General features: G+C 65.4%; 24 protein-coding genes, 1 tRNA gene and 1 pseudogene. 10 read left to right on the top strand and 16 right to left on the bottom strand.

Annotated elements, in window-relative coordinates; translation table 11 throughout:
- The first annotated feature begins 136 nt into the window (after window positions 1-136).
- On the top strand, window positions 137-1234 hold the full coding sequence (locus E9229_RS15585) for an AI-2E family transporter (RefSeq protein ID WP_183512553.1): 1098 nt from the start codon (window positions 137-139) through the stop codon (window positions 1232-1234).
- A gap of 9 nt (window positions 1235-1243) precedes the next feature.
- Here E9229_RS15585 and E9229_RS15580 read toward each other — a convergent pair whose 3' ends face one another.
- Together E9229_RS15580 and E9229_RS19065 are read right to left on the bottom strand one after the other, a co-directional pair.
- Entirely contained in the window at window positions 1244-1909 is a 666-nt protein-coding gene (locus E9229_RS15580) for a GAP family protein (RefSeq protein ID WP_281369592.1), read from the bottom strand.
- Between the two features lie 489 nt (window positions 1910-2398).
- Window positions 2399-2602, bottom strand: coding sequence for a hypothetical protein (locus E9229_RS19065; protein WP_221184787.1), 204 nt, complete (start codon window positions 2600-2602; stop codon window positions 2399-2401).
- A gap of 69 nt (window positions 2603-2671) precedes the next feature.
- On the opposite strand from E9229_RS19065, the gene E9229_RS19505 reads away from it, so the two are divergent.
- Window positions 2672-2983 (top strand): recombinase family protein, encoded by a 312-nt coding sequence (locus E9229_RS19505; protein WP_246380810.1) that lies wholly within the window; start codon window positions 2672-2674, stop codon window positions 2981-2983.
- A 616-nt stretch (window positions 2984-3599) separates the two neighbouring features.
- Window positions 3600-4022: a ribosomal maturation YjgA family protein gene (locus E9229_RS15565; RefSeq protein ID WP_183512550.1), complete on the top strand. Its 423-nt coding sequence runs from the start codon at window positions 3600-3602 to the stop codon at window positions 4020-4022.
- 29 nt (window positions 4023-4051) lie between these two features.
- Here E9229_RS15565 and E9229_RS15560 read toward each other — a convergent pair whose 3' ends face one another.
- From E9229_RS15560 to E9229_RS15540, 5 genes are read right to left on the bottom strand one after another with little or no spacing between them, the layout of a single operon-like run.
- On the bottom strand, window positions 4052-5095 hold the full coding sequence (locus E9229_RS15560) for a LacI family DNA-binding transcriptional regulator (protein WP_183512549.1): 1044 nt from the start codon (window positions 5093-5095) through the stop codon (window positions 4052-4054).
- A complete protein-coding gene (locus tag E9229_RS15555) occupies window positions 5092-5931 on the bottom strand; it encodes a PfkB family carbohydrate kinase (RefSeq protein ID WP_221184677.1) in 840 nt (279 codons plus the stop codon). Before E9229_RS15555 ends, E9229_RS15560 begins: the two co-directional genes overlap by 4 nt.
- Window positions 5928-6920 (bottom strand): nucleoside hydrolase, encoded by a 993-nt coding sequence (locus E9229_RS15550; protein WP_183512547.1) that lies wholly within the window; start codon window positions 6918-6920, stop codon window positions 5928-5930. The genes E9229_RS15555 and E9229_RS15550 overlap by 4 nt, the downstream gene beginning before the upstream one ends.
- 12 nt (window positions 6921-6932) lie before the next feature.
- Complete coding sequence (locus E9229_RS15545; RefSeq protein ID WP_183512546.1) at window positions 6933-9149, bottom strand: arylsulfatase; 2217 nt, start codon at window positions 9147-9149, stop codon at window positions 6933-6935.
- Between the two features lie 20 nt (window positions 9150-9169).
- Window positions 9170-10525, bottom strand: coding sequence for an MFS transporter (locus E9229_RS15540; protein WP_183512545.1), 1356 nt, complete (start codon window positions 10523-10525; stop codon window positions 9170-9172).
- Window positions 10526-11547: 1022 nt separating this feature from the next.
- Between E9229_RS15540 and E9229_RS15535 the strand changes: the two genes are divergently transcribed.
- On the top strand, window positions 11548-12309 hold the full coding sequence (locus E9229_RS15535) for an alpha/beta fold hydrolase (RefSeq protein WP_183512544.1): 762 nt from the start codon (window positions 11548-11550) through the stop codon (window positions 12307-12309).
- Between the two features lie 149 nt (window positions 12310-12458).
- On the opposite strand, the gene E9229_RS15530 is transcribed toward E9229_RS15535, so the two are convergent.
- Window positions 12459-13265: a hypothetical protein gene (locus E9229_RS15530; RefSeq protein WP_183512542.1), complete on the bottom strand. Its 807-nt coding sequence runs from the start codon at window positions 13263-13265 to the stop codon at window positions 12459-12461.
- A 38-nt stretch (window positions 13266-13303) separates the two neighbouring features.
- Here E9229_RS15530 and E9229_RS20105 point away from each other — a divergent pair.
- The 6 genes and pseudogenes from E9229_RS20105 to E9229_RS15505 form a co-directional block, all read left to right on the top strand.
- Window positions 13304-13849, top strand: a pseudogene (locus tag E9229_RS20105) (hypothetical protein); the annotation flags it as partial.
- A gap of 35 nt (window positions 13850-13884) precedes the next feature.
- Complete coding sequence (locus tag E9229_RS15525; protein WP_183512541.1) at window positions 13885-14100, top strand: hypothetical protein; 216 nt, start codon at window positions 13885-13887, stop codon at window positions 14098-14100.
- 165 nt (window positions 14101-14265) lie between these two features.
- Window positions 14266-14529, top strand: a complete 264-nt coding sequence (locus E9229_RS15520; protein ID WP_183512540.1) for a hypothetical protein — start codon at window positions 14266-14268, stop codon at window positions 14527-14529.
- Between the two features lie 142 nt (window positions 14530-14671).
- Window positions 14672-14983 (top strand): hypothetical protein, encoded by a 312-nt coding sequence (locus tag E9229_RS15515; protein ID WP_183512539.1) that lies wholly within the window; start codon window positions 14672-14674, stop codon window positions 14981-14983.
- Window positions 14953-15306, top strand: coding sequence for a hypothetical protein (locus tag E9229_RS15510; RefSeq protein WP_183512537.1), 354 nt, complete (start codon window positions 14953-14955; stop codon window positions 15304-15306). Before E9229_RS15515 ends, E9229_RS15510 begins: the two co-directional genes overlap by 31 nt.
- Window positions 15307-15645: 339 nt before the next feature.
- Window positions 15646-17133: an amino acid permease gene (locus tag E9229_RS15505; RefSeq protein ID WP_183512536.1), complete on the top strand. Its 1488-nt coding sequence runs from the start codon at window positions 15646-15648 to the stop codon at window positions 17131-17133.
- Between the two features lie 68 nt (window positions 17134-17201).
- Here the strand turns inward: E9229_RS15505 and E9229_RS15500 are convergent.
- The 8 genes from E9229_RS15500 to proB all read right to left on the bottom strand — a co-directional run bounded on the left by E9229_RS15500 (window position 17202) and on the right by proB (window position 23513).
- Window positions 17202-17274 (bottom strand) — tRNA-Ala (locus E9229_RS15500).
- A gap of 174 nt (window positions 17275-17448) precedes the next feature.
- Complete coding sequence (locus E9229_RS15495; RefSeq protein ID WP_183512535.1) at window positions 17449-17730, bottom strand: GlsB/YeaQ/YmgE family stress response membrane protein; 282 nt, start codon at window positions 17728-17730, stop codon at window positions 17449-17451.
- Between the two features lie 212 nt (window positions 17731-17942).
- Entirely contained in the window at window positions 17943-18356 is a 414-nt protein-coding gene (rsfS, locus tag E9229_RS15490) for a ribosome silencing factor (protein ID WP_183512534.1), read from the bottom strand.
- 37 nt (window positions 18357-18393) lie between these two features.
- Complete coding sequence (locus tag E9229_RS15485) at window positions 18394-20022, bottom strand: hypothetical protein (protein ID WP_183512533.1); 1629 nt, start codon at window positions 20020-20022, stop codon at window positions 18394-18396.
- Between the two features lie 15 nt (window positions 20023-20037).
- Entirely contained in the window at window positions 20038-20664 is a 627-nt protein-coding gene (gene nadD, locus E9229_RS15480; protein ID WP_407671391.1) for a nicotinate-nucleotide adenylyltransferase, read from the bottom strand.
- Window positions 20657-20878, bottom strand: coding sequence for a hypothetical protein (locus tag E9229_RS15475; RefSeq protein ID WP_183512531.1), 222 nt, complete (start codon window positions 20876-20878; stop codon window positions 20657-20659). Before E9229_RS15475 ends, nadD begins: the two co-directional genes overlap by 8 nt.
- Before the next feature lie 103 nt (window positions 20879-20981).
- Window positions 20982-22304, bottom strand: a complete 1323-nt coding sequence (locus tag E9229_RS15470) for a glutamate-5-semialdehyde dehydrogenase (protein ID WP_183512530.1) — start codon at window positions 22302-22304, stop codon at window positions 20982-20984.
- A gap of 69 nt (window positions 22305-22373) precedes the next feature.
- Window positions 22374-23513: a glutamate 5-kinase gene (gene proB / locus E9229_RS15465; protein ID WP_183512529.1), complete on the bottom strand. Its 1140-nt coding sequence runs from the start codon at window positions 23511-23513 to the stop codon at window positions 22374-22376.

Here is a 23513-nt window from a genome sequence, read left to right as displayed (position 1 = left end):
ACCCCACAAAACCTCCGGTGTACCCGGGATGCCATCCGCCTCCATGGATGTCTCTCCACGGGACCGGAATTGGAACAGTCAGCCGCCGACAGCGCCGGCGAAGACAGCAGATGGCCAAGTACGAAAGGACGATAAAATGCAATCAGCCAAGAAAGTACCATCCGAGGGCGGGAATGAACCTGGGGGGCCGGCCGTGATGCGCAGCGGTCCGATGCTAGCCAGCTATGTGATGGCGTTGGGTGCCCTCGGTGGGATCGCAACAGGGTTGGCGCTATACGGGATGCGCGGGATCATCTACTCGGTCTTCCTCGCCTTGTTCGCGGCTGTCGGCTTCGATCCGCTGGTGCGCTGGTTTCAACGCCACCGAATGTCGCGTCCACTTGCTATTCTCACCGTTATCCTGATCATCGTCGCCATCCTTGTCACCATCTTGTGGGTGGTGCTTCCGTTGGTCTTCCGGCAGATCCAGACGCTTGCCACCGCCATTCCGGGTGAGATCGAACACCTGAAGGCGCAAGGGTGGTTTGACCCGGCGAATGCCACGAGCAATGGGGCTCTGGGCGGTCTGGCCAACTGGGTGGCGACTGAGATTAAGGACCCGGCCGTATGGGCGTCGTTGGGCTCCGGGATTGCCGGTTTTGGCGTTTCAGTGGTCAACGGGGTTGCGAGCGGCTTTTTCATGGCGATTCTCACGATCTATTTCATCGCCACCTACGATGCAACCAAGCAGGCAGCCTACAACCTAATTTCAGCATCCCACCGGCCTGCCTTCATCGGATACTCCGAGCGCATCTTAAAGAATTTCGGCAGATACCTCAGCGGCATGGTGATCCTCGCGTTCTTCAACGCTGTATTTTCTGTGGTCCTGCTGGTGCTGACCGGCGTGCCGGGGGCGTTCCTGATTGGGGTCCTGGCATTTTTCATCACCTTGATACCGCTGATCGGAACAATTCTGACCACGGTGGCCATGACCATCCTCGCCTTCTTCCACGCACCCGTCTCGGGGCTGGTGGTCTTGATTTTCATGCTCATCTACATGCAGGTCGAAGCCTATGTCCTCACGCCCAAGGTGATGGGCAAGGCCGTTCAGGTGCCCGGTTCAGTGGTATTGATCTCAGCGCTTGCAGGATCCACGTTATTCGGCCTTCCGGGCGCTTTGGTGGCTATCCCGATCTCTGCTGGCATCATTTTGATCATCAAGGAGGTGGTGATGCCGCGCAAGCAGCTGACCTGAATCATCCAGCTATAGCCGGGTCATGCCGTATCCGATGATGAATATTCCGATCATGATGGCGATGAGGAGCGAGATGACCTTATTATTCTTTTCCATCCAGTTCCGCACGGCTAACAGTTTCTTCTCCATCTCGTTGGGCGCGATCAGTGTTGCAATGATCGGGGCACCCACGGTACTGGCGGCGACCACGGAGTAAATGACGAGGACCGCTACGGAGGATGCGCGGCTGAGTGACGGGTTAGCCAAGAAGATTCCGCCTGCGGCACCAAGCAGGATGGATTTCGGGCGAAGGTTCAGCCCAAGGGCGAGCGCCAAAGATGACCATGGGCCGAGGCGGCCCACGGCTTGGAGCCACTTTGGGCCTGTGCCGATGGGTTTGCCGGCTGAGCGGCGCCAATTGACAATCCCTAGGATGACAAGACCCGCGCCGACGATGATGAGTGCGATCCCGGCCAGGTACTCCGGCTTTTTTGTTGTAGGTGCGGGGAGTGCATAGGCCGCCACGGCAAAGAAAGTGATGACGATGGCTATGCCGGCCAACCATCCGAGTAGGAAGGGTAGGGCCGATCGGTTTCTATTCGGGGACAACAAGATGAGGACCGTGGCCATGATCGGGACGGAACTGATCGCAACCGCCACCGCGATGGGCAGGAGATGGCCCAATGTCTCTAACATGCCAACCGCCTCGCTAACTGATGAACAACGGGAACATCGATCCGGGACGGTCCCCGTCGCCCAGGAGGGGCATCCCCGGATATCGCCGCAACTCCGTGGCAATATTGCTCGCTCCCGACCAACGATTCCTTACTTACGTCAAGGAAGTGCGGCCGACTTCTCGCACCAACTTAACGCACAGAATGCCTTGTGCGCTACCAACGCTGGTGGCTGCTTGCGAGGAGAAAAACGGAAACCCAGGGCCTACCCGAAAATTACCGGTGTCACGTGACACCATCAGGCCACCTTTGACCACTTGATGATTGCTGTCCGACGGAGCACCTAGCGCAGGCGTGGATCGGTCGGGAGATGGTTGCCCCAGATGATGTATCGACGGATCCTGCTCGACTACTCACCATGGCTCGGATGCCCCGTTGCGTTAAGTGCGAAGTAGCGCAGAGCGGTGAACCTGGCTTCGCTCCGGTGCAGATGCGAGCCGTAGAAGGGCACCTAGGCGAGCTCGACATGGTTCGCCGCCGCCCAGTCACCAACCCGCGCAGCCACCTCCATGGCTCGGTGCTGGTCGTCGTGGTCCAGGAGGATCGCGATGCGTTCAGTGAGCGGATGCAGCGAATTCAGGTAACGGACGAAGGCCAGGACAATGAACAAAACCTCATCACGCAACGCGATGCGTTGGAGTTTATGGAAATCCATGCGAAACCCATCTCTTTTGACCATGGACTCACCCAAACCAACAAGAACCGCCCTAGCTAAAGCAAATTCATGACTGAATGTCGGGAGGGCGATACTTTCGAGGTGACAAAATTCGATCGACTGGAACGCTACTTGCGGGAAGCACACTCCGCTACCGACGGCTTGGCCAGCCGCGGGGTCAACCGCATCATCGACGGGTCGGTGTATGACCCGAACGATTCCATGGAGAAACTGCTGTTGACCGTGCTGTCCATGATTGCTGAGTTTGGGGATGACCCGATTCAGACTCGCCCCCATGAAGGGATGAAAGCTGGCAAGGCCAACTGTAGGTTGCCAGGGAGAAGTCCAACCTATCCAAAATCCAGGAAGCTCACCTCGTGAAGCTTCACGGTGAGGGTGAACACATACTGATTGAACTGACGGAGCTTTTCTCAGTCGGACGCTCAACCGTAGATCATTCCCCGGAACGGGTAGAAGGACTCACCGGGAAAGCGTAAGCGGGTCGGGCCCAAAATCGGGTTGTGATTTTTAGCGTTGAAAACCCCACACACAAAAAAGCATTGGCACCGAACACGGGGTGGACCAAATTGCACGATGGCGCAGATGAATCCTGACAATTCAGGTATTCACACACGGCTGCATGAGCACGAAAATCCGGGAATCCCAATGCAAGCGACTTTGGAAAACGACGCAGGTCTTGCGCCGCCGGTTTGCCGTTCTGCTCGGGACGGACTTGCATTTCGATGCGCGAATTCATTTCCGGCGCCGAGGAAGCATCAAGTTGGCCGACGCCCCGGCCCCCTGGCCCGGAACCGGGTCGGAGGAGACCTTGGCCAACAGTTCGAATACAACCAGTTCATGCACCAATGGCACGAGGACAATCCAACGGGAAAGAAATCTGCACTCTTGGCCGGCTGAGCAGTCTGCCGCTGCAGGCCTGTCGACGAGCGCGGACTGGCCCAACCGGACTGATCTCGGGCCCGGATAGGCTGGCATCATGCCTGCCACCGAGACGAAGCCCCCCTCCCCGAAGCGACGGCTTATCCTGACCGGGGTCGGCGTCCTGGTCGTCCCACTGGGCCTGGCCTCGCGTTTGATCCCCGGAGGCATCCTCGGCGACATGGCAGGAGGCGTACTTTATGCGGTGCTGATCTATCTGCTGGTTGCCTTCTTCGCCCCGAGATGGCCCCCATTGAGGGCAGCGGCACTCGCACTGGGGGTCTGCGTGGCCATTGAACTCTTCCAGCTCACCCCGGTACCGGGAGAGCTGGGCGCCGCCTTCGCGCCGCTGCGCCTAGTGCTGGGTTCGACTTTTGTCGCCACCGACCTGGTCGCCTACGCCATCGGGGCGGCACTGGCGGCACTGGGTGATGGGATCACCGGGCGACTGCAGGGAAGGCGGGGCGGTCCACCCGGTTGAGCTGCGCATCACCGCCTCCCCGTCTCGCATCAACGCGAGAGAAAAGATTCCCTGTGGCGCAGGACCGGCAGGAGCTTGTCCGGCACCGGGACCAGTCCCTGCAGGGCCTGGTCCAATAGCACCATAATTTCCCGCCCGCTGGTTGCCACCTCGACGGCGAGCGTGGCGATGCCGGGGCTCACCTGGCCGGCGAGTTCCACGTCCTCGCAGCAGATCAGCATCAGGTCCCGTGGAATCGACAGCCCCCCGTCCCCCGCGGCGCGCAGGGCCCCCAAAGCCATCGGGGTGTTGGCCACGACCAGCGCATCGAGCGGGGTTCCAGCATCCAATAACCCAGCGACTGCGGCACGGGCCCGCTCGAACGAGTAGCCGCCGGTGAGCACCAGCTCGCGGTCCGCCGCAGCGAGGCCTACCTCGGCCAGGGCGGCCCGGTAGCCGGCACCGAGCTGCCGCGAGTAGGAATCATCGGGGTTGCCGAGCAACAGCCCGATGGACCGCGCGCCGGCCCGTGACAGCGCCACGGTGGCGGCATGGGACGAATCAGCATGGTCCAGGCCCAGGGTGAGCATGCCCGGTACGGCCGCACCGCCCAGGGAATTGATGGCGGGGATGCCCTGGGCGGTCAGGATGGCCATGGCCTCGGTTGACCGGTCCGAATCCAGCGCATCGGCCGTGCAGATCACCACCGCATCGATGCCCTGCGTCGCGAGTTTGTCCAACACCGCCACCAGCCGCTCCTCGCGGTGGGCCAGGTCGTGGAAGACGACGCTCATGTTCCTGCGGTCGGCCTCCCCCGCCACGGCCTGAGCCAGTGCGCCGTGGAAGGGCTGGGAGATGTCGCCGACGACCAGGGCAATAGTGCCGGTGCGTCCGCTGCGCAGGGTGCGCGCTGCGGCGCTGGGGTGGTAATTCAGGGATGCGGCGGCGGCCCGGACCCGTTCCAGGGTCCGGACCGTGACGCGCTCGGGTTCATTCATGACCCGGGACACGGTGGTGCGCGATACGCCGGCGAGCGCCGCGACATCCAGGATCGTGGCAGTTACCTGCTGGTCCCGGCGGGTGTCGAGCCTCAAGGCCGCCGTGCCCAGTCCTGCGCATTGGGGCGCAGGCACGCATCGGAGGCCGCAGCAACAGCATCGGCGAGCAACTGCCGTCGATCGGTTCCGGCGGCAATCCCGGCGGCCAGCGTGCCGGTGAACGCGTCGCCGGCCCCCGTGGTGTCCACCGGGGTGATCCGCGGGGCCGGGACCCCGACGGCGCCCCAGCGGGCCCCGCCTGCTCCCAAAGTCAGGCACACGCCCTCCCCGTCGAGGACCAGCTGCTCGGCCTCGAGCTCGTTGACGACCACCAGGTCGGCGAGCGCTATGAGTTCAGGCCGGTCCTGCCACGGGGAGGGATTCAGGATCGAGTAGGCCCCGGCGGCCCGGGCGGCCACCAGTGCGGCCTCCACGATGGGGGCCTGCAGCTCGTATTGGGTGGAGAGCACGTCGCCGGCCCGCAGCAGCGGAGCCATGGCGGCGATGTCGGCCAGCGTGACGCTTCCGTTCGCGCCCTCGAGCACGATGATCGAGTTCTCCCCCGCGTCGTCGACCATGACAGTGGCCTGGCCGGTGGCCGTCTCGGCCACCTGAACCAGCGAGCAGTCCACGCCGAGCGCGCTCAGGTGCTCCACGTAGGTGCCGCCCGGGACATCGGAGCCGACGCGGCCGACCATCAAGGTGCTCGCACCAGCGCGGGCCGCGGCCGCGGCCTGGTTCCCGCCCTTGCCCCCGGGCGCGGTGACCTGACCGCTGGCATGGACCGTTTCACCCGGGCGCGGATGGGTCTTGACCCGGATGACCGTATCGACGTTGATGGAGCCGACGACGAAAACCCGTCCTCCGGTCGGCGCCGCTGCGTCCATGCTCATTCCCCCGGGCTCGTGGCCGGGGCGGCACTGGACACGGCATCGATCGCCTCCAGGAAGAGCCGGGCGTAGCGCGGCCCGTCGACGTCCAGCACCACCTTGATGTGGCTCTCCTGTTCGTGAGTTTCGGCGCCACCGGCACCCAGTCCGGTGCGCAGGTCGACCACCGTCTGCCCGCGGGTCGGCCCTGGGGCCAGGGACACCTCGACCGGTGCGGTTCTCAGGACCAGCCCGTCGGGATCGATGACGGCGCACACGGTGCCGGCGTCCCCGATCGCTGCCCAGCCCGCTCCCACGATCCGCGACTCGTCGACACTGATCGAGGCCAGGTGGGACAGCAGCCCGCCCAGCACGGCCTGCACCGGCTGGGTGGAGGACGCCAGCTCGCCGATGGTTTCGGCATCGATGGTGACCTGGTAAAAGGCCTCGAGCCCGTACATCGTGGTCGGGACCCCGGAGCGAAGCACCATTTCGGCCGCTTCGGGGTCGTGCCAGATATTGAACTCGGCGCTTGCCGTGGCATTTCCGGCACCCACGGCGCCGCCCATGAACACGATGCGTTCGATCTTCGCGTGGACCTCGGGGTACAACCGCAGCAGCAGTGCGATGTTTCCCAGCGGAGCCAGCGCAATGATGGTGATGGGCTCGGTCGACTCAGCCAGGGTGCGGCGCAGCAGCTCCACGGCATGGACGTCCTCGACGGAGCGGGTCGGGGTGGGCAGTTCGATGTCCGCCACCCCGTTGGAGCCGTGGACATAGCTGGCATCCTGTGCCGGTTCGATCAGCGGCTCGGCCAACCCGGCGGCGACCGGAATGTGCCCGGCGCCCATGAGCTCGAGGATGCCAAGGGTGTTGGCTACCACCTGCTCCAGCGACACGTTGCCGCCTACGCAGGTCACGGCCCGCACGTCCAGGGCCGGGTGGGCCACGGCCAACATCAGCGCCATGGCATCGTCGGTACCTGTATCGACGTCAAGAATAACGGATTTCATCTGGGCCTCTCCCTACTCGCTTGCCAGGATCGCGTCGGCGTATTCCCGGTTGTCGTCGGCCGCCGGATGGACATCTATGACGATCTTCTCCAGCAGGCCAGCCTCTAGATTACCCAGTTCGGCGGCACTGAACGTGCTCACCGGGACGTGCGCCACATCCAGGCCCCAGAACGAGAGGTGCGCCGAGGTGCGGGCCAGCCGCGCCGAGGCCACCACCAAGACGCCGTCGACGAGCTCCACCTCCCCGCTACCATCCGGGTGCGCGCGCAGCCGGAACCCGGCACGGCGTGCCGTGGCCTCCAGCGGGGAGGGCGCCACGAGCACCAGGTGATCCCGGAGCATCGAGTGCTCGAAGACCAGGTGCCCGGCCTCCAGCCGCAGCAGATAGCCGCCCTGCGCGTTGCCCGAGTGCAACAGCACGCCGGTGACCCGGGAGGAATCCGCGCCCAGGTGGGCCGTGAGGTCGATGTCGCGGTTCGAGCCGGTCACGGAGCTGGAGAGCGGTACGTGCCCCTGACCCGGGCGCAGCACTATTTGCCTGTCGGCATAGAGCCCGACCGGGCCACGGACGCCGATGGCCTCGTGCAGCGGACGGTCATCGAGTGGGAAGATAGCGTTTTCCCGCGCCGCTTCCCACCACAGGTCCCGCATCGCCGCGAGGCGTTCGGGGTGTTCGGCCGACAGGTCGGTTGCCTCGGCGAAGTCAGCAGCCGTGTCGTAGAGGCGCCATTCGTCCGATGCGTAGGGTTCCCCGGGCAGGTGGCGGGTGACGGCGCGCCAGCCCTCGTGCCACAGGGCCCGATGCCCCATCATTTCCCAGTACTGCGTGGGCCGCCCGGTGCCCTCGGCATGCAGCGTCCCGGCGGCGCTTGCCCCGTCCATGGGCTCCGGTGCCGTGATTCCGGCCAGCTCCAGCAGCGTGGGGGCGACGTCGATGGCGTGGATGAAGTCCCGGCTCACCGAACCGGCCGCCACGTTGCCGGCCGGCCAGGACACGACCAGCGGCGAGCGCACCCCGCCCAGGTCCACGAACTGCTTGTAACGGCGGAACGGCGTGTTCCCGGCCATGGCCCAGCCGGTCGGGTAGTGCGCACCGCCGGTGAGGGTTCCCAAGTCTCCCAGCAGCGGGATCAGCTCGGCAGCCGTGCGCCGCACCCCCGAGTAGGGGGCGTTGGTGTCGACGTCGCCGCCGGGACCGCCCTCGGGGCTCGCCCCGTTGTCGGACATCACCATGACGATGGTGTTCTCGTATGCGCCCAGCTCGCGCAGGGTCCCCAGCAGGCGGCCCAACTGCGTGTCGGTGTGCTCCAGGAAGCCGGCAAAGGCGGCCTGCAGCGCGCTGAAGACGGTCCGCTGGTCATCGTCCAGCTCATCCCAGGCGGCAACGCCCTCCACCCGTTCGGTCAGCACGGTGCCTACCGGCGAGACGCCGAGTTCGATCTGGCGCTCAAGGCGCTCGCGCCGCGTGGCATCCCAGCCCTTGGTGAAGGTGTCGAGGTATTTGTCAATGAACTCCCTCGGGGCCTGGAACGGCGCGTGCGTGGCACCCATGGCCAGCTGCAGGTAGAACGGATCGCCGGAACGGAAGGCCACATGGTCGCGCAGGTAGGCGCCGGCCTTGTCCACCAGGTCCTCGCTGAGGTGGTAGCCGGGGGTATCCGGGATCGGGACCTGGTGGTTGTCCTCGTAGAGTTCGGGTTCGTACTGGTCGGTACAGCCGTCCATGAAGCCGTAGTAGCGGTCGAACCCGCGGGCCAGCGGCCAGTTCCGGAACGGGCCCGCCGGGGTGACCTCGTGGAGCGGGGCCAAGTGCCATTTGCCGACCAGGTAGGTTCCATAACCCTCCGAGCGCAGGATCCCGGGCAGCATCGGCACGTCGGCGCGGATGGCTCCGCGGGAGTTCGGGAAACCGGTATCCGTATCGGCTAGGAAGCGCATGCCCACCGAGTGGTGGTTGCGTCCGGTCAGCAAAGAGGCCCGGGTCGGAGAGCACAGGGGCGTGACGTGGAAGTTGGAATAGCGCACGCCCTCAGCGGCCAGCGAGTCGATTACGGGGGTGGAGATCTCGGATCCGAAGCAGCCGAAATCGGACCATCCGGTGTCATCGAGGATCACCATGACCACGTTCGGCCGCGGGCAGCCGGCGGCGGGAGGCGTCTCCCACCAGGGGGTGGATTCTGCGGCGGTGGTGCCGATGACGCCGGGAAAGGAGGTATGGGGGTTATTCATGGTGTGTCCTTGTGCTCTAATCAGCGGGTTCGGGCCGGTACCGGGACGGAGAGGCCGTGCGCATGGGATCCGAAACGCGGTTTGACCAGAAGCGTGGCGACCAGGGCGAGCATCGCAACGAAGAGGATGTAGGTGGAGACCGACCAGGTGGCGCCCCCGGTGGCCGTGGTCAGCCCCTGGGCAATCAGCGGGCCGAAGCCGCCGCCGATCACGGTGCCGACTTGGAACCCCATGGACATCCCCGAGTAGCGCACCGAAGGGTGGAACATGTCGGCGAACAGCGTGGCCTGCTGGCTGAACAGCAGGCCGACAAGCATGCCGCAGACGCCCGTGGCGGTGAACAGGCCCCAGACGGTGGCCGTGCCGATCAGCCAGAACATCGGGAAGGCCCAGAGTCCCATGAGCACCAGGCCCACGGTGAGGATGCGCTTTTGGCCCAGGCGGTCGCCCAGGTGCCCGGCGATGGGAGTGATGATGAGGTTGCAGACGGAGGAGAACATGTTCGCCAGCAATACCAGGGTCGGGTCCATGCCCAGCACGCCGGAGGCGTACCCGAGCACGAAAACACCCTGGACCAGTCCCAGCGTGGTGTCGGACATGTGGATGAAGATGGCCGAGACGATTTCCTTCGGGTAGCGCCGCAGCGCCTCGATGACGGGGAGCTTGGCCTCCTGCTTCTTGTCCTTGACGGCATTGAATTCGGGGGTCTCATCGACCTTGAAGCGCAGGAAGAGGCCCACGATGAGCAGGACGGCGGAGCCGAGGAAGGGGATGCGCCAGCCCCCGGCGATGATGGCATCCAACCCGATGGTCGCGGTCAGCAGTGCGACGACGCCGGAGGCAAGCAGTACGCCCACGGGGGCGCCCGCCTGGACGATCGACCCATAGAGTCCACGCCGGTTGGCCGGCGCGTGTTCGACGGCCAGCAATGCGGCACCGCCCCATTCGCCACCGATGCCCACGCCCTGCAGGACGCGCAGCAGCACGAGCAAGGCGGGAGCCGCCATGCCGACCTGGGCGTACGTCGGCAGGAAGCCGATCAGAACCGTGACGATCCCGGTAAGCATGAAGGTGAACAGCAGGACGCGTTTGCGCCCGATCTTGTCGCCGAAGTGTCCGAGGATGATCCCGCCCAGCGGGCGCGCAACGAAGCCCACGGCGAACGTCGCCATAGCCAGCATGGCGCCCACTCCTGGGCTCCCCTGGGGGAAGAACACATGGCTGAAGACCAGCGCCGAGAGCGTGCCAAAGACGAAGAAGTCGTAGTACTCAAGCACCGAACCGATGGTGCTGGCCGACACCGCCCGGATGGACGATCGGTGCTGCTCCCGCAATGACACCCCGGGTGTCTGTTGGTGGTTGCTGGGGATGTCCATGGCTCTCCTCATTGAGTGTGTCTGAACGCATTGTCCTGGCTTCAGTGCCGGCATGCAGGGTGTTTCACATAATGGGATCGATTCTGGAATCGATCCCATTTCGCTGGTGAACATTACCTCATCGCGTCCCGCGGCTACAAAATACCCCCGGACGCGCCCTCCGCTTCCCCGCGTCCGGCGGCACTATGGCGCGTCCGCACATGCCGTGATCGCCGAGCTCCAGATGACTGCAGCTTGCAACACCACCGCCGAGCCGCAGGTCAGGGCAAGCAAAGGTGCACCGAGTGGCCAGCGTCCGCTACTGTTGCAAGGTGTTGAAGCTGCATTTCACGAGATTACGGGGCGTGAACGCTTCCCTGTCATAGGTCACCGGCCGCCCACCGACGGACCCTTGCGCTTGCGCTCGCGGTGAGCCCTCTGGTCTTCCTTCGCGGGAATCACGCACTGGGTGATATGGTCCCGCAGGTATTACCGGATGACCCGTGCGGAATACGCCTTGTCCACCATCGCCCGGTCCGCTCACCCTCTGTCCACACCGGGTCCAGTTTGCTCGACCTTCAGCGCCTGCCTGAGGGTCTCAAATTCGATGAATCCCCGCCCCGCCAGGGACCGGGCATGAGCGCCAGCGGCCTGCGGTATCCGTCAACCACGGCGTGGATCTTGGTGGTCAGCCCGCCGCGGGAACGCGCCATCGGATGGCCAGCTGGCTCTTCGAGCAGGTTCGTGTCAGCCGATAGTATCCACTGTGTCGCAGGGTGGGGGGGTTGGTGCCGTGCTGGTTGGCACGGTTCACCGTGGAATCGGGCATCATCGGGGCAATCAGTTTCCACTGATCATCAGAGAAAACCGTACAACGGGATTTCACCCGTCAATCATCCCAAAAACCGGCTACCGGCGATGAGGAGACGCACACGCAGCCGACATTGTCTGACCCCATCCGATCGCCTACTATCAGCCCATGAGTGGAAACCCATGATTTCACGCCATGACCGGGTAGCCCCGCCCCTGAAGCGGGATGCTCCATGAGCGCTCAGCGGGACATTCGCACCGACGGGATCCGGCTGCACTGCACCATCAACGCCGGACCAGGACCCGAAATCCTGTTCTTGAATGGTGCGTTCACCACCGGACGCGATTGGAAGAAGGTGGTCCGGCAGCTGCCCCCCGATGCCCACACGGTGAGATTCGACGCGCGCGGCAGGGGCCGCTCGGCCGATTCCGCCGACTATTCGTTTTCCGGGGCGCTCCAGGACGTCGAACGGGTCATAGAGGCTACCGGGCTGCGCAACCCGGTCCTGGTCGGCTGGTCCCACGGTGCAACTCTGGCCGTCCGCCATGCAGCCACCCACCCGGGCCGGGTCGCCGGGCTGGTGCTGATCGACGGCGCCTTGCCCGTAAGGATCTTCCGGGGGAAGGCGCCGGGTCGGATCCACCGGCAATACAGGATGCTGGGGCTACCCCTGCGGGTACTGGGCATCATGCGCCTGGCGAGCCGGATGAACCACCGTCAGGCTGCCGAGGTGGTATTGGAACTGGATCGGGTCGATGCCGGACTGTTGCCCGACTACAGGGCGCTTGACTGCCCGACGCTGCTCGTTCTCGGATCCGGTCCGCACTTCGGATCCCCGGCCAGTGAAATGAGCGCCATGCGCGCCGCCGCCGACCCGGCGGTGGCGCAGAACCCGCGCGTGCACCTCTACACGACGGTCCCCTCGAACCACTTGTGGATGCTCCGTCGGGACGCCGCGACGATCGCCGATGCCATCAGGGCGGTGACCGGATAGCTTCGAGGCTCGCTTCCTGCCGTGCCGTCCTATGCCGGGGCCCTGACGTGAGGCGGTAGCGCCAACGACCAGGGGCCGGGTCCATCGCGCTGGAAGGCTGCGCCAGGCCTGTTACCGTCGGTCACCGCATCACGCGGCCACCACAGGTTCTACTTGATCCGCACCGCATGGGCCGTTGGCGTCGTTCCACTGCCCATGACGGCGGCGCTCTTGTACTGGATCTTGTCCGCAACGAGCATGCAGGTGAACTTCTGCCCCTTCTTCACGGTGGCGGTGCCCTTCAGGTCGCTGAACGAATTCCGCCCACCCAGATCCAGGTACCGGATGAAGGCCCCGATGAAGCCCCTGGATTCGTCCAATCGGCTTTTCGCGTGCAGCAGCCCCTCGACGATGGTCTTGCCGTCGAGGTTCCCGGTGCAGTCCCCGGCGATATACCGGGCCTCACCCCGCAACGTGCCCGGGCCGTCACTGAGCTGAAGCAACTTGCCGAGATCGGTCACGACGCAGGATGCGTTCATGACCGGATCCCTGTACCCGTAGGCCACTTCCTTATTGGTGTATGTGAAGCCGTCCTTTGCCTTGGTGGCCACCGTGTAGGTTCCCTTGGCCAACAAAACACCGGGCGTGACCATCCCGAGCTTCGCCCCTGGGGCCTTGAGCACCACAGCCGTACGCACGGTGAGCTTCGGCATATCCTTGATGACTCCGGCGCACCCCTCCCAGCTGATTTTGACCTGATGCATCATGGTCAACGTGTACGAGCGGGCCTTCACCGGGACTTTGGCGGAGTTTGCCTTGCCGATCACCTTCGTACCGCCCTTCACCGTCACCGCCGAGGCAATCCACCGGCCCGAGCCAATCGGAATGACGGACTTCACCGGCTTGATGGCGAAGGAGCCGCCGGTCTTGACGATGGGGCTGGAGATGGTGCCGACGACCCCGTTCAGATCGGCCACCGTGAGGGCGCCCGGGCCTTGGCCAGCACCCGGGCAACACCGTGTTGCAACCCAACGGCCGGATCGTGCTGCTGAACTTCGGCTCAGTGGGCCGACTCGATCCCGAACTTCGCCAGCTGATCTCCGAGGTCCTACTCGTGTTCTATCGAGGCGATTCCCGGGCCATAGCCGACGCCCTGCTGGAGATGGCCCCGCTGCCCGGGGACTTCGAAGAGACTCGGCTGCGACGGGAACTGAGCCGCTTCATGTCATTGCACATTGGCCACGGTCAAGGCCGAGGTCTTCACGCAGATACTCGCCCTCCTCTCCCGACACAGGATTGCGCTACCCTCCGAACTGGCAGGGGCCCCTTCGGGGCGGTTGCCGTCCTGCAGGGGACCCTGCGGCTGTTGGATCCCGACCTCGACCTGCTCACCGAGGCGCGCCTACGGAGAGGAGGCCTACATGCGCCATGCCTTCCATCCCTCCTCGGTCACCGAAGCGCTCAACGCGAAGATGATGGCCGCGCTCCCGATACTCAGGCGACTGCCGCGGCGTCTGGATGCGATCACCGGGGATCTGGAGGCCGGCCTGCTGGGGGTTGAAGATGCGGCTGCTGGCCCATCCGGAAGACCAGGGCATGATCCGTTCCCTGGTGCACGAGGCGGTGCTGAGATTCATGGCCGGGGTCACCGGCATCATGGCCACGATGCTGCTGGTCAGCACGGGCGGCCCGGCAGTCGCCTCGTCGTTGCCTCCGGCTCCGTCGCCGCACGAGGCTCCGGCTCACCGGCCTCGCCGGTGGCAGTTTCGGGAACGGCAATGCGCCCACCCGCGACGCAATCGCGTTCAGTGACGCGCCGGCCGGCCGGGTCACGATTCCGGGTGTCAATGCGGCGACCTGGCTGTTTTGCTGGACTGGTCAAGATATCCCCGCACCTGGGGACCTGAATCCCCCATGCACGCTGAAGGGGGCGCACTAGCGGTTGGTTTGCCCACCTCGTGTACCGGAAGGGTCACCATGTCTGAAACACCAGCGTTTAGCGTCGGTGGCCTCCGTTCGCGCATCAGCGGAAACGTCCTGCTACCGGGTCAGAAGGTATTCGATGAAGCACGCCGCGGACTCAATCTCGCCCGGGAACACAACCCCGAACTGATCGTTGCGGCCCACACCGCGCAAGACGTTGCCGCCGCGGAGTCCCATGCCGCGTCCCACGGATTACCCCTCCAGGTGCACTCCACCGGACACGGCATCGGCACCCCGCCAGCAACGGCGTGTTCGTGAGCACCTCGGTCCTGGATTCGGTCTCCATCGACCCGCAGCACCGCACCGCCACCGTGGGCGTCATCGGCTATACCCTCGGCGGAGGCATGGGCTCGATGGGCGAACGTTCGACTTCGCTGCCGACCGCGTCCGCAGCGCCCAAATGGTCACCCCCACCGGCGAGCTGCTCGAGGTCGACGCCATCTCCGATCCGGAACCCTTCTGGTCCCTGTGCGGCGGCAAGAGCTCGGTCGACATCGTCACCCAGCTTGAATTCGACCTCATGGAGGTGGCCGATGTCCACGGTGGCGGCATATCCTTCCCGGGCGATGGCCCCGCGGCCCTGTTGCATGCCTTCCGCATATGGGTCCCGACGCGGCCCGGCGCGTCCACCACCTCGGTCTCCAGCTTCCGGCTCCCGGCTCCCGGCTCCCGGAGGATGGAATGCGTTCCCCGCCACTGCGCAGCCAGATGATCATCCACCTGCGGTTCGTGCACATCGGCAGCGTACAAGGCGCGCCCAATGCCGTGGGAGGCCGGGATGCAGCGTTCTCCTTCTACATCGTCGGCCCCTGCATGCCGCCGATCCAGGCCAACGTGGAAGCGTCGGGGTCCGGATCATGGCCGCCATGGTCACGTGGGACGCCGGTACCACCCCCGGCGAATTCCACCGGCGGGCATTCCGTGGAGACGCACAACGGCCGCTTCTGGCCGAAACCGATCCGGGACCGGTTGCTGGCCCTGAGGCGGGACCGGGATCCGGCTGGCCGGTTCAGCTTCGGTGTCGGCCCCACCTGAGCCACCCCGCAGGGGCGGGCAGCCTCCCTGCAGGCCCCGGTGCTAAGACGACCACCGGCAGCCGGGGACCTGCCTAAAACGCGGGTCTTAAATGAGTGAAGAACCGGTCGTGGCGGCACAAGGAGGTTAATTCTCCGCCGCAACCGGTTCTTCTGATCACTCGCACCTTGAGGAAGGTAGCATCAGCCTATTTCGAAAAGCTGGGAACAACCTGAGCACAAGCCGACAAATACCACGGAACTGAAAGCGGGGCGATGATTCCCGCACTATCGGGCGGGCGCCCGCGAGCGTATCCTGTTTCCCGTCACGGGGTTGACCGTTCGCAGACCAGGAGGCGTCATGTCATCGGGGATCTTCCGCACGAAATCGATCGAGCAGACGCTGCGCGACACCGAGGAGCCCGAACACCGGCTCAAGAAGAACCTCGGCGCGATGGACCTCATCGTCTTCGGCGTCGGGGTCTGCATCGGCGCCGGCATCTTCGTCCTCACCGGTCACGCCGCGGCAACAAACGCCGGACCAGCCATCGCGCTCTCCTTCCTCATCGCCGGCATCGGCTGCGGGCTGGCGGCGCTCTGCTACGCCGAAATGGCCTCGACCGTCCCTGCCGCGGGCAGCGCCTACACCTACACCTACGCGACCATGGGCGAGCTGCTCGCGTGGATCATCGGGTGGGATCTGATCCTCGAATTCACCGTCGGTGCGGCGGCCCTGGCCACCTCCTTCAGCCAGTACCTGGGCATCGTCCTGTCGGGAACGCCCTTCGCGATCCCCCCGGCCATCGCCACCGCCGAGGGAGGCTACATCAACCTGCCGGCGGGCCTGTTGGTCATCGGGCTGGGCATCGTCCTCGTTTCGGGCGTGAAACTCTCCAGCCGCATCAACCAGGCCGTCACCGGCCTCAAGGTCCTGGTGGTGCTCACGGTCATCATCGTCGGGGCCTTCTTCATCAACCTCGCCAACTGGAACCCGTTCATCCCCCCGGCCCAGGCCGCTCCCGCCTCCAGCGGCGGAGCACTGCACCTGCCATTGATCCAGGTGCTCTCCGGGGTGGAACCAAGCGTGTTCGGCATCGGCGGCGTCTTTGCCGCCGCCGCCACGGTGTTCTTCGCCTTCCTCGGATTCGATGTGGTGGCCACCACCGCCGAGGAGACCCGCAACCCACAGCGCAACCTGCCGATCGGCATCTTCGGCTCGCTGGCCGTCGTCACGGCGCTCTATATCGCCGTCTCGTTGGTAATCACCGGCATGGAGAACTACAAGGGCATCGACCCCAACGACGGGGCGCCGCTGGCCACGGCATTCGTTAAGGTGGGACTGCCGATCATGGCCAACCTGATCGCCATCGGAGCGTGCATCGGTCTGGTCGTGGTGTGCATGATCCTCTACCTCGGCCAGACCCGCGTGGGGTTTGCGATGGCCCGGGACCACCTGCTCCCCGCGTCCCTGGCCAAGACCCACCCGCGCTTCGGCACCCCCTACCGGTTCACGGTCCTTTCAGGAATCCCCATCGCCCTCCTGGCGGCGTTCATCCCGCTCTCGACGCTGGCGGAACTGGTCAACATTGGCACGCTCGCGGCGTTCATCCTGGTCTCCATCGGCGTGGTGATCCTACGCCGGAGCCGGCCCGACCTGAAGCGCTCCTTCAGGGTTCCCTGGGTGCCGGTCGTCCCGTTTGCTTCTGTCCTCGTCTGCTTCTATCTGATGCTGAACCTGTCGGTCGAGACGTGGATCCGGTTCGTCATCTGGCTGGTCTTGGGCGTCATCATCTATTTCGCCTACTCGCGCAAACACAGCCGGCTCAACACCGTGGAGCAGCCGAAGTAGGGGCGTCCGATGCCCTCAGAGTTAACGCAAGAGGTCCCGGACGCAATGTCCAGGACCTCTTGTTTTCGTGGAGGTAAGGGGATTCGAACCCCTGACCTTCTGCATGCCATGCAGACGCGCTACCAACTGCGCCATACCCCCGAATGGATGTCATCGCCAGCGGTAATCCGCTGGACAACTCATCGATCATAGACCATTTGAAAACCATGTTGCAAATCGGATCCCCTGCCGGCCATGCGCCCGATACCATCATGCCCTCGACACCACCAAGTGCCGGCCACCCACGGGGGGCCGGCCCCGGACGGGGCACACGCTTTAGTGCGCCGTGGTGTGAGACTTGCCCGAACGGCCCCTGAGCGCCCCGTAGATTCCCGCAACCACCAGTCCTCCGACAATGGCCAGGATCCAGGTGCGCAGGTTGAAGAACCCGCCCAGGCCGGTATTGAAGACGATGGTTCCGATCCATCCGCCCACGACGGCCCCGACGACGCCGAGGATCAGGGAGGTGGCCCACCCGCCTTCGACCTTGCCGGGCATGAAGTTCTTGATGAGCGCGCCCACGATGAGCCCGAGGATGATCCAACTGAAGATGCCCATGTCCACTCCTTGAACGTGGTTCCGGCCGCCGCCGAAACGGCGGGTCGCGGGGGTTTTCCCTCGGCCGAACCAACGTACGCCCATTGCCCGTCGAAGACAATGGTCCGGGAATACCCGGGACGGTTAACGCAGAAACCCCGCCATCGGACGGGGTCTCTGCAGGTACTGACGCTTCGGAAGCCCCGGTATCGGGACGACCGAGGTGGCCGGAATTACTCTGGAAGGCCGGAACCGAAGTCGGCAGGCATTTCGGTGGCCGGTTCGCCGGTCGTCGGCAGATCGATGACCGGGCTGTCGCCGTAGAGGCGCTCGATTGCGTAGAACACGCGGTCTTCGTTGTGCTGGACGTGGATGACGACGTCCGAGTAGTCGAGCAGGACCCAGCGTCCGGCGCCGCGGCCTTCGCGGCGGACCGGGCGGATGCCGAATTCCTCGTCAAGTGCATCTTCGATGCCGTCGACGATCGAGTTGACCTGGCGCTCGTTGGAGGCCGAGGCGATCAGGAAGGCGTCGGTCACGCCGAGGCGTTCGCTGACGTCCAGTGCGACGAGGTTCTCTGCCAGCTTGTCGGCTGCCGCTACGGCGGCCGACCTGACCATGTTGATTGAATGTTCGTGGGCGGTCATGGTGCTCCTTGGTAATCTGTTCCGACGCCAGAGGTCTCTAGCGTGAAGTAGTAATCATGATGATGCCGGTGATCAACGCGGCGCCACCGATGGCCAGCGCCGCAATCACCATCAGATACATGTTGTTGGCCCGGCGCATGCCCGCGGTGAGGGCATCGAGGGGATCCAGGCCTTGGGCATCATCGGCGCGTACCGGGACGATGTCCTCGGCGCTTTCGACCGCTTCGGCACCCGAACGGGTTCGGGCCCGCTTCACCGGGGCGATGGGACGCCCCGACTTGGGCTTTGACTGACCGGGTTCAAACCCGGCAGTTGGTTTAACGGCCTGCTTCGCAACCGGTTCCGGCTTGGGCTTGGCAACCGCTTGTGGAGTGGCGGAAGCCGGCTCCACGAGCTGGGGCTTGACCGGGGCCTGGACCCCGGGCTTCGCCTTCCTATCGGAGGGTTTCCCCGCCGCGGGCGCGGCCGTTGCTGACTCCGTCGCCTCGGCGGGTGTCTTCACCGAGGGCACCTGGCCCGTGAGGTCGAGCCGGATACCACGGGTTTCCGGCCCGGAGACACCGGTGTTGGCCAACTGCTTTTCGGCCTCCGGATCGCGCAGGTGGTGCAGGGCACCGGTGAACGGATCCGAGCGCTTCTGCTCCAAGCGCGCGGAGTTCTCGTTCTCCAGGCGCTGTCGTTCGGCGGCCCGACGGCTGATGATCGCCGCACGTGCCGCCAGTTCGCGCTGCTGGGCCAGCACTTCCAGGTCGATGGTGGAGAAGTCTTCCAATGGCTGCAGGAGCACCGGGGCGACCTCCTGCTTGCCGACCAAGCGACGCCGGGCAGCAAGTGCCGCCTCGACGCTCATGGCCGCAGCAATGGCAGCCTGCTCCCCCGTATCGGGCGACCCCGCACTCCGCCCGGACTCGTCCGCGGCCGCAGCCTCCGGCACGATGGCGACATTCTTGTCCACCGAGTCCATGGCGACTCCGGGGGCGGCCGACTTCGCCGCATTCAGTGCCTGCAGGCGCAGTTGCCTGCGGGTCAGTGGGGAAGGGTCGTCTCCCGGCGAAACACTGGGGATGTTGGTGGTCTCGGTGGAGACGGCGGCGCCTTCCAGGCGCCGGCGCTCGCGCAGGTTCTCACGGTCGCGGGCGCGCTGCAACGAGGAACGCTCCGTTCGCGGCGCGGCAGGGGTATCTACCGGCCCGGGAGCCGAGCGCCTGTTACGGGCGGCCGCTGCCGGGGCTTCCGGGGTGGGATCCTGAGTGGCTGCCGGGCCCTGCGGAGCCGGGGGCTTGGACACCGGGGCCACGGCCTTGAGTGCTACCGGCACCGGCTTCCCGACGTCGGGAGCCTCGGTACCAGGCGCCTTGGCCACCGGGTTGACGGGCGCCGCCTTCTTGGCTTCGGGCTGCGCGGGGGCCGCCTTCTTGGCTTCGGGCTGCGCGGGGGCCGCCTTCTTGGCTTCGGGCTGCGCGGGGGCGGCGGGCTTCTTGGCTGCGGGCTTGGGCTGCTTGCGGGCAGGGGCTATCGCCGATGGTTCCGGCACGGTCTCCGCTTCATTGCCATTGCCCTGGGCGACGGCTGCCGCCGGATTTTGGGCAAGTTGCGCTTCGGCCTCGGCCCGCCGCAGTTCACGCAGGGCGCGCCTGCTGAGGGCGGGCCCCTGGTCGTCGCTCATCTGATCCATCCCCGGCTAGTTCTCGTTGCCGTCGTCGTTGTAAAGCTCGTATTTCGCGATGTATTGGACCACGCCGTCGGGCACCAGGTACCAGACCGGCTGGTGGCTCTTCACCCTGTCGCGGCAGGCCGTGGAGGAAATCGCCATGGCGGGTACCTCCAACAGGCTCACATCACTGCGGCCCAGGTCCGGAAGCACGTGTCCGGGCCGGGTCACGCCCACGAAGTGGGCGAGCGACCACAGCTCGTCGATGTCCTTCCAAGACATGATCTGCTCCATGGCGTCGGCGCCGGTGATGAAGAACAGTTCGGCATCCGGACGCATCCGGCGCAGGTCCCTCAGCGTGTCAATCGTATAGGTCGGACCCGGGCGGTCGATGTCAACCCTGCTGACGGTGAACCTCGGGTTTGACGCCGTGGCAACCACCGTCATCAGGTAGCGGTGCTCACTGTCGGTGACTTCCCTGTCGGATTTCTGCCAGGGCCGCCCGGTAGGCACAAAAACCACCTCGTCCAGCTCGAAGACGGCAGCTACCTCGCTGGCCGCCACGAGGTGCCCGTGGTGGATGGGGTCGAACGTGCCGCCCATGACGCCGAGGCGTATAGGGCGGCCCGATCGTTCGGCCTCTGCTCGGCTAGTGATGGCCGTGCTTGTTGGTGTGCTGGCGGTGCGAGTCAGAAACCTCTTCCTCGGCCGTGTGGCGCAGTCCAACGTTGGAGAAGGAGACGGTGACCAGCAGCATGAGCATGAACAGCAGGAAGACGCCGCCGCCGATGATCAGGGCCCAGGTGCCCGTTTCCAGGCCTCCGGTGGTTTCGGAAGTGGCAGTCGCCGCACTCATGAGCGTGTTAAGCATGATTCTCCTGAAGTTCTATCCCTCGGCCGGCCCGCGTTTCCACGAGTGGCCGCTCTAACGTGTGGTGTCGTTACCCTCTATCGTACCCACCCAAGGGCCGGGGCTACGAACGAACATGCCCATCGCCCTGGACGATCCACTTGGTGGTGGTCAGTTCGCGCAACCCCATCGGCCCGCGGGCATGCATTTTCTGCGTCGAAATTCCGATCTCCGCGCCCAGGCCCAGCTGACCTCCGTCGGTGAATCGGGTGGAGGCATTAACGATGACGGCCGCCGAATCCACCTCGGCGATGAACCGTTCGGAGTGGGCCAGGTCATTGGTGAGGATCGCCTCAGTGTGCCCGGTGGTATAGCGGCGGATGTGCTTGATGGCAGCATCCAGGTCATCCACGACAGCGACGGCGAGATCCAGATCCATGTATTCGGTCTCCCAGTCCGCCTCCGTGGCGGGGATCGTGGGAGTGGTTCCGGCCAGCGCCGTGGCCCGGGAATCCGCGTGCAGACGCACGCCAGCCTTGTGCAGCGCGGCAAGCACCGCCGGGGCGGCGACGGCATCGGGATGGACCAGCAGCGTCTCGACCGCGTTGCAGACCGAGGGGCGCTGGGTCTTCGCATTGAGCAGGATCGGCACGGCCATCTCGATGCTGGCCGAGGCATCGAGGTAGATGTGCACGTTGCCCTCGCCGGTTTCGATGACCGGGACGCTGGCGCTGGTGACCACTGCCTGGATCAGCGAACGGCCCCCGCGCGGGATCAGCACATCGACCTTGCCGCGGGCCTGCATCAGCGCTGTGGCACCCTCGCGGCCATAGGCGTCGATGCTCTGCACCGCGTCCTCGGGCAGGCCAACTGATCCAAGTGCGTCACGAATCACACTGAGCAGGGCCTTGTTCGACTCCGCGGCAGCAGATCCACCGCGTAGCAGCACGGCGTTTCCGCTCTTCAAGGCCAGGCCAGCAATGTCGACGGTGACGTTGGGGCGGGCCTCGTAGATGGCACCGACAACGCCCATGGGGACGTGGATCTGGCGCAGGCGCAGGCCGTTGGGCAGGGTTTGCCCGCGCAGCACCGTTCCCACCGGGTCGGGAAGGCCGCCCAGTTCGCGCAGCGCGGCGATCAGGCCGTCGATGCGGGCATCGTCGAGGCGCAGCCGGTCCAGCAGCGGTGCGGCGGTGCCGGCCTCGCGTTCGCGGCGCAGATCCTTGGCGTTGGCTGAGATGATGAACTTGCGCCCGGCATCAAGGCCGCGGACGATGGCGTCCAGCCCGCGGTCCTTCCAATTGCGGTCGGCACGGGCCAGCACGCGGGATGCCGCGCGGGCGCGGTCAGCCATCCGGTGCACGGCCGTCTCGGCATCAAGCGGCATCGGGATGATGGCAGCTGCGTCGGAGGTGGACTCGGGTTCGGTAACGGCGTTCTGGCTCATGCCGTCAGTTTACGTGGCCTGTCCACAAGCCGCCCAATGCATGAAGTCGGGGATCACACCGCTCGCCGTTCAGACAACCACGAGGTCATCGACGTGAACCACTGCGCGCTCAAAATGCTCGCCCAGATCCTGGGCCAGCTCCCGGGTGCCGCGACCAAGCATCTGCGGCAGCTCCTCGGAGGAGTAGTTGACCAGGCCGCGGGCAATCACCGTGCCTTGTGCATCGGTAATCTCCACGGCGTCGCCGGCCTCGAAGCTGCCATAGATGCCCGTGATGCCGGCGGGCAGCAGTGAACGCAGCCCGGAGGCCACGGCGCTGACGGCACCGTCATCAAGCCGTAGGCGGCCCTGCGTGGTGGCCAGGTGCGCGAGCCAGAGCATGCGCGTGGAGCGCCGTCCTCCGCGCGCCTTGAACCAGGTGCCGACGTCGGCACCGGACAGGGCCAGCTCGGCGTTGTCGGTACAGGTGACGAGCGTCGGGATGCCCGACTCGGCGCTCATGGTCGCAGCCTCCACCTTGGTGACCATGCCGCCGGTACCCAACCCCGCCTTGCCGACCGAACCGATGCGGACTCCCCGGAGGTCCGCAGCGGATTCCACAAGCGGGATGCGCGAGGCACCCTCCGACGGTGGCCCGTCGTAGAGCGCGTCGACGTCGGAGAGCAGCACCAGCGCGTCGGCCTTGACCAGGTGCGCCACCAGCGCGGCCAGCCTGTCGTTGTCGCCGAAGCGGATCTCGTGGGTGGCCACCGTGTCGTTTTCATTCACGATCGGCACCACCCCCAGCGCCAGCAGCCGATTCAGCGCGCGGAAGGCGTTGGCGTATTGCTGGCGGCGGATCAGGTCATCCGCCGTGAGCAGCACCTGTCCGGTGGCTACCCCATGGGCGGCAAATGCCTGCGTGTAGCGGGCCATGAGCAGGCCCTGGCCCACACTGGCAGCTGCCTGCTGGGTGGCCAAGTCGCGCGGACGGCGACTCAGGCCCAGCGGCGCCAAGCCAGCGGCGATGGCGCCGGAGGAGACCAGGATCAACTCGGTTCCCGCATTGCGGACAGCGGAAAGACGCTGCACCAGCGTGGACAGTGCGGACTCGGAGATCCCTCCCCCGACGGTGGTCAGGGACGAGGAACCAACCTTGACCACGATGCGGCTGGCCTGGGGCAGCTGGGACCGCTCCACAATGGCCGAGGGTTGGCTGTTTGCGCGCAA

The sequence above is a fragment of the Paeniglutamicibacter cryotolerans genome (genome assembly GCF_014190875.1).
GTDB classification, from domain to species: Bacteria; Actinomycetota; Actinomycetes; order Actinomycetales; family Micrococcaceae; genus Paeniglutamicibacter; species Paeniglutamicibacter cryotolerans.
The sequence above is the reverse complement of the archived record's forward strand: the minus strand, read 5'-3'. Positions and strand labels throughout refer to the sequence as shown.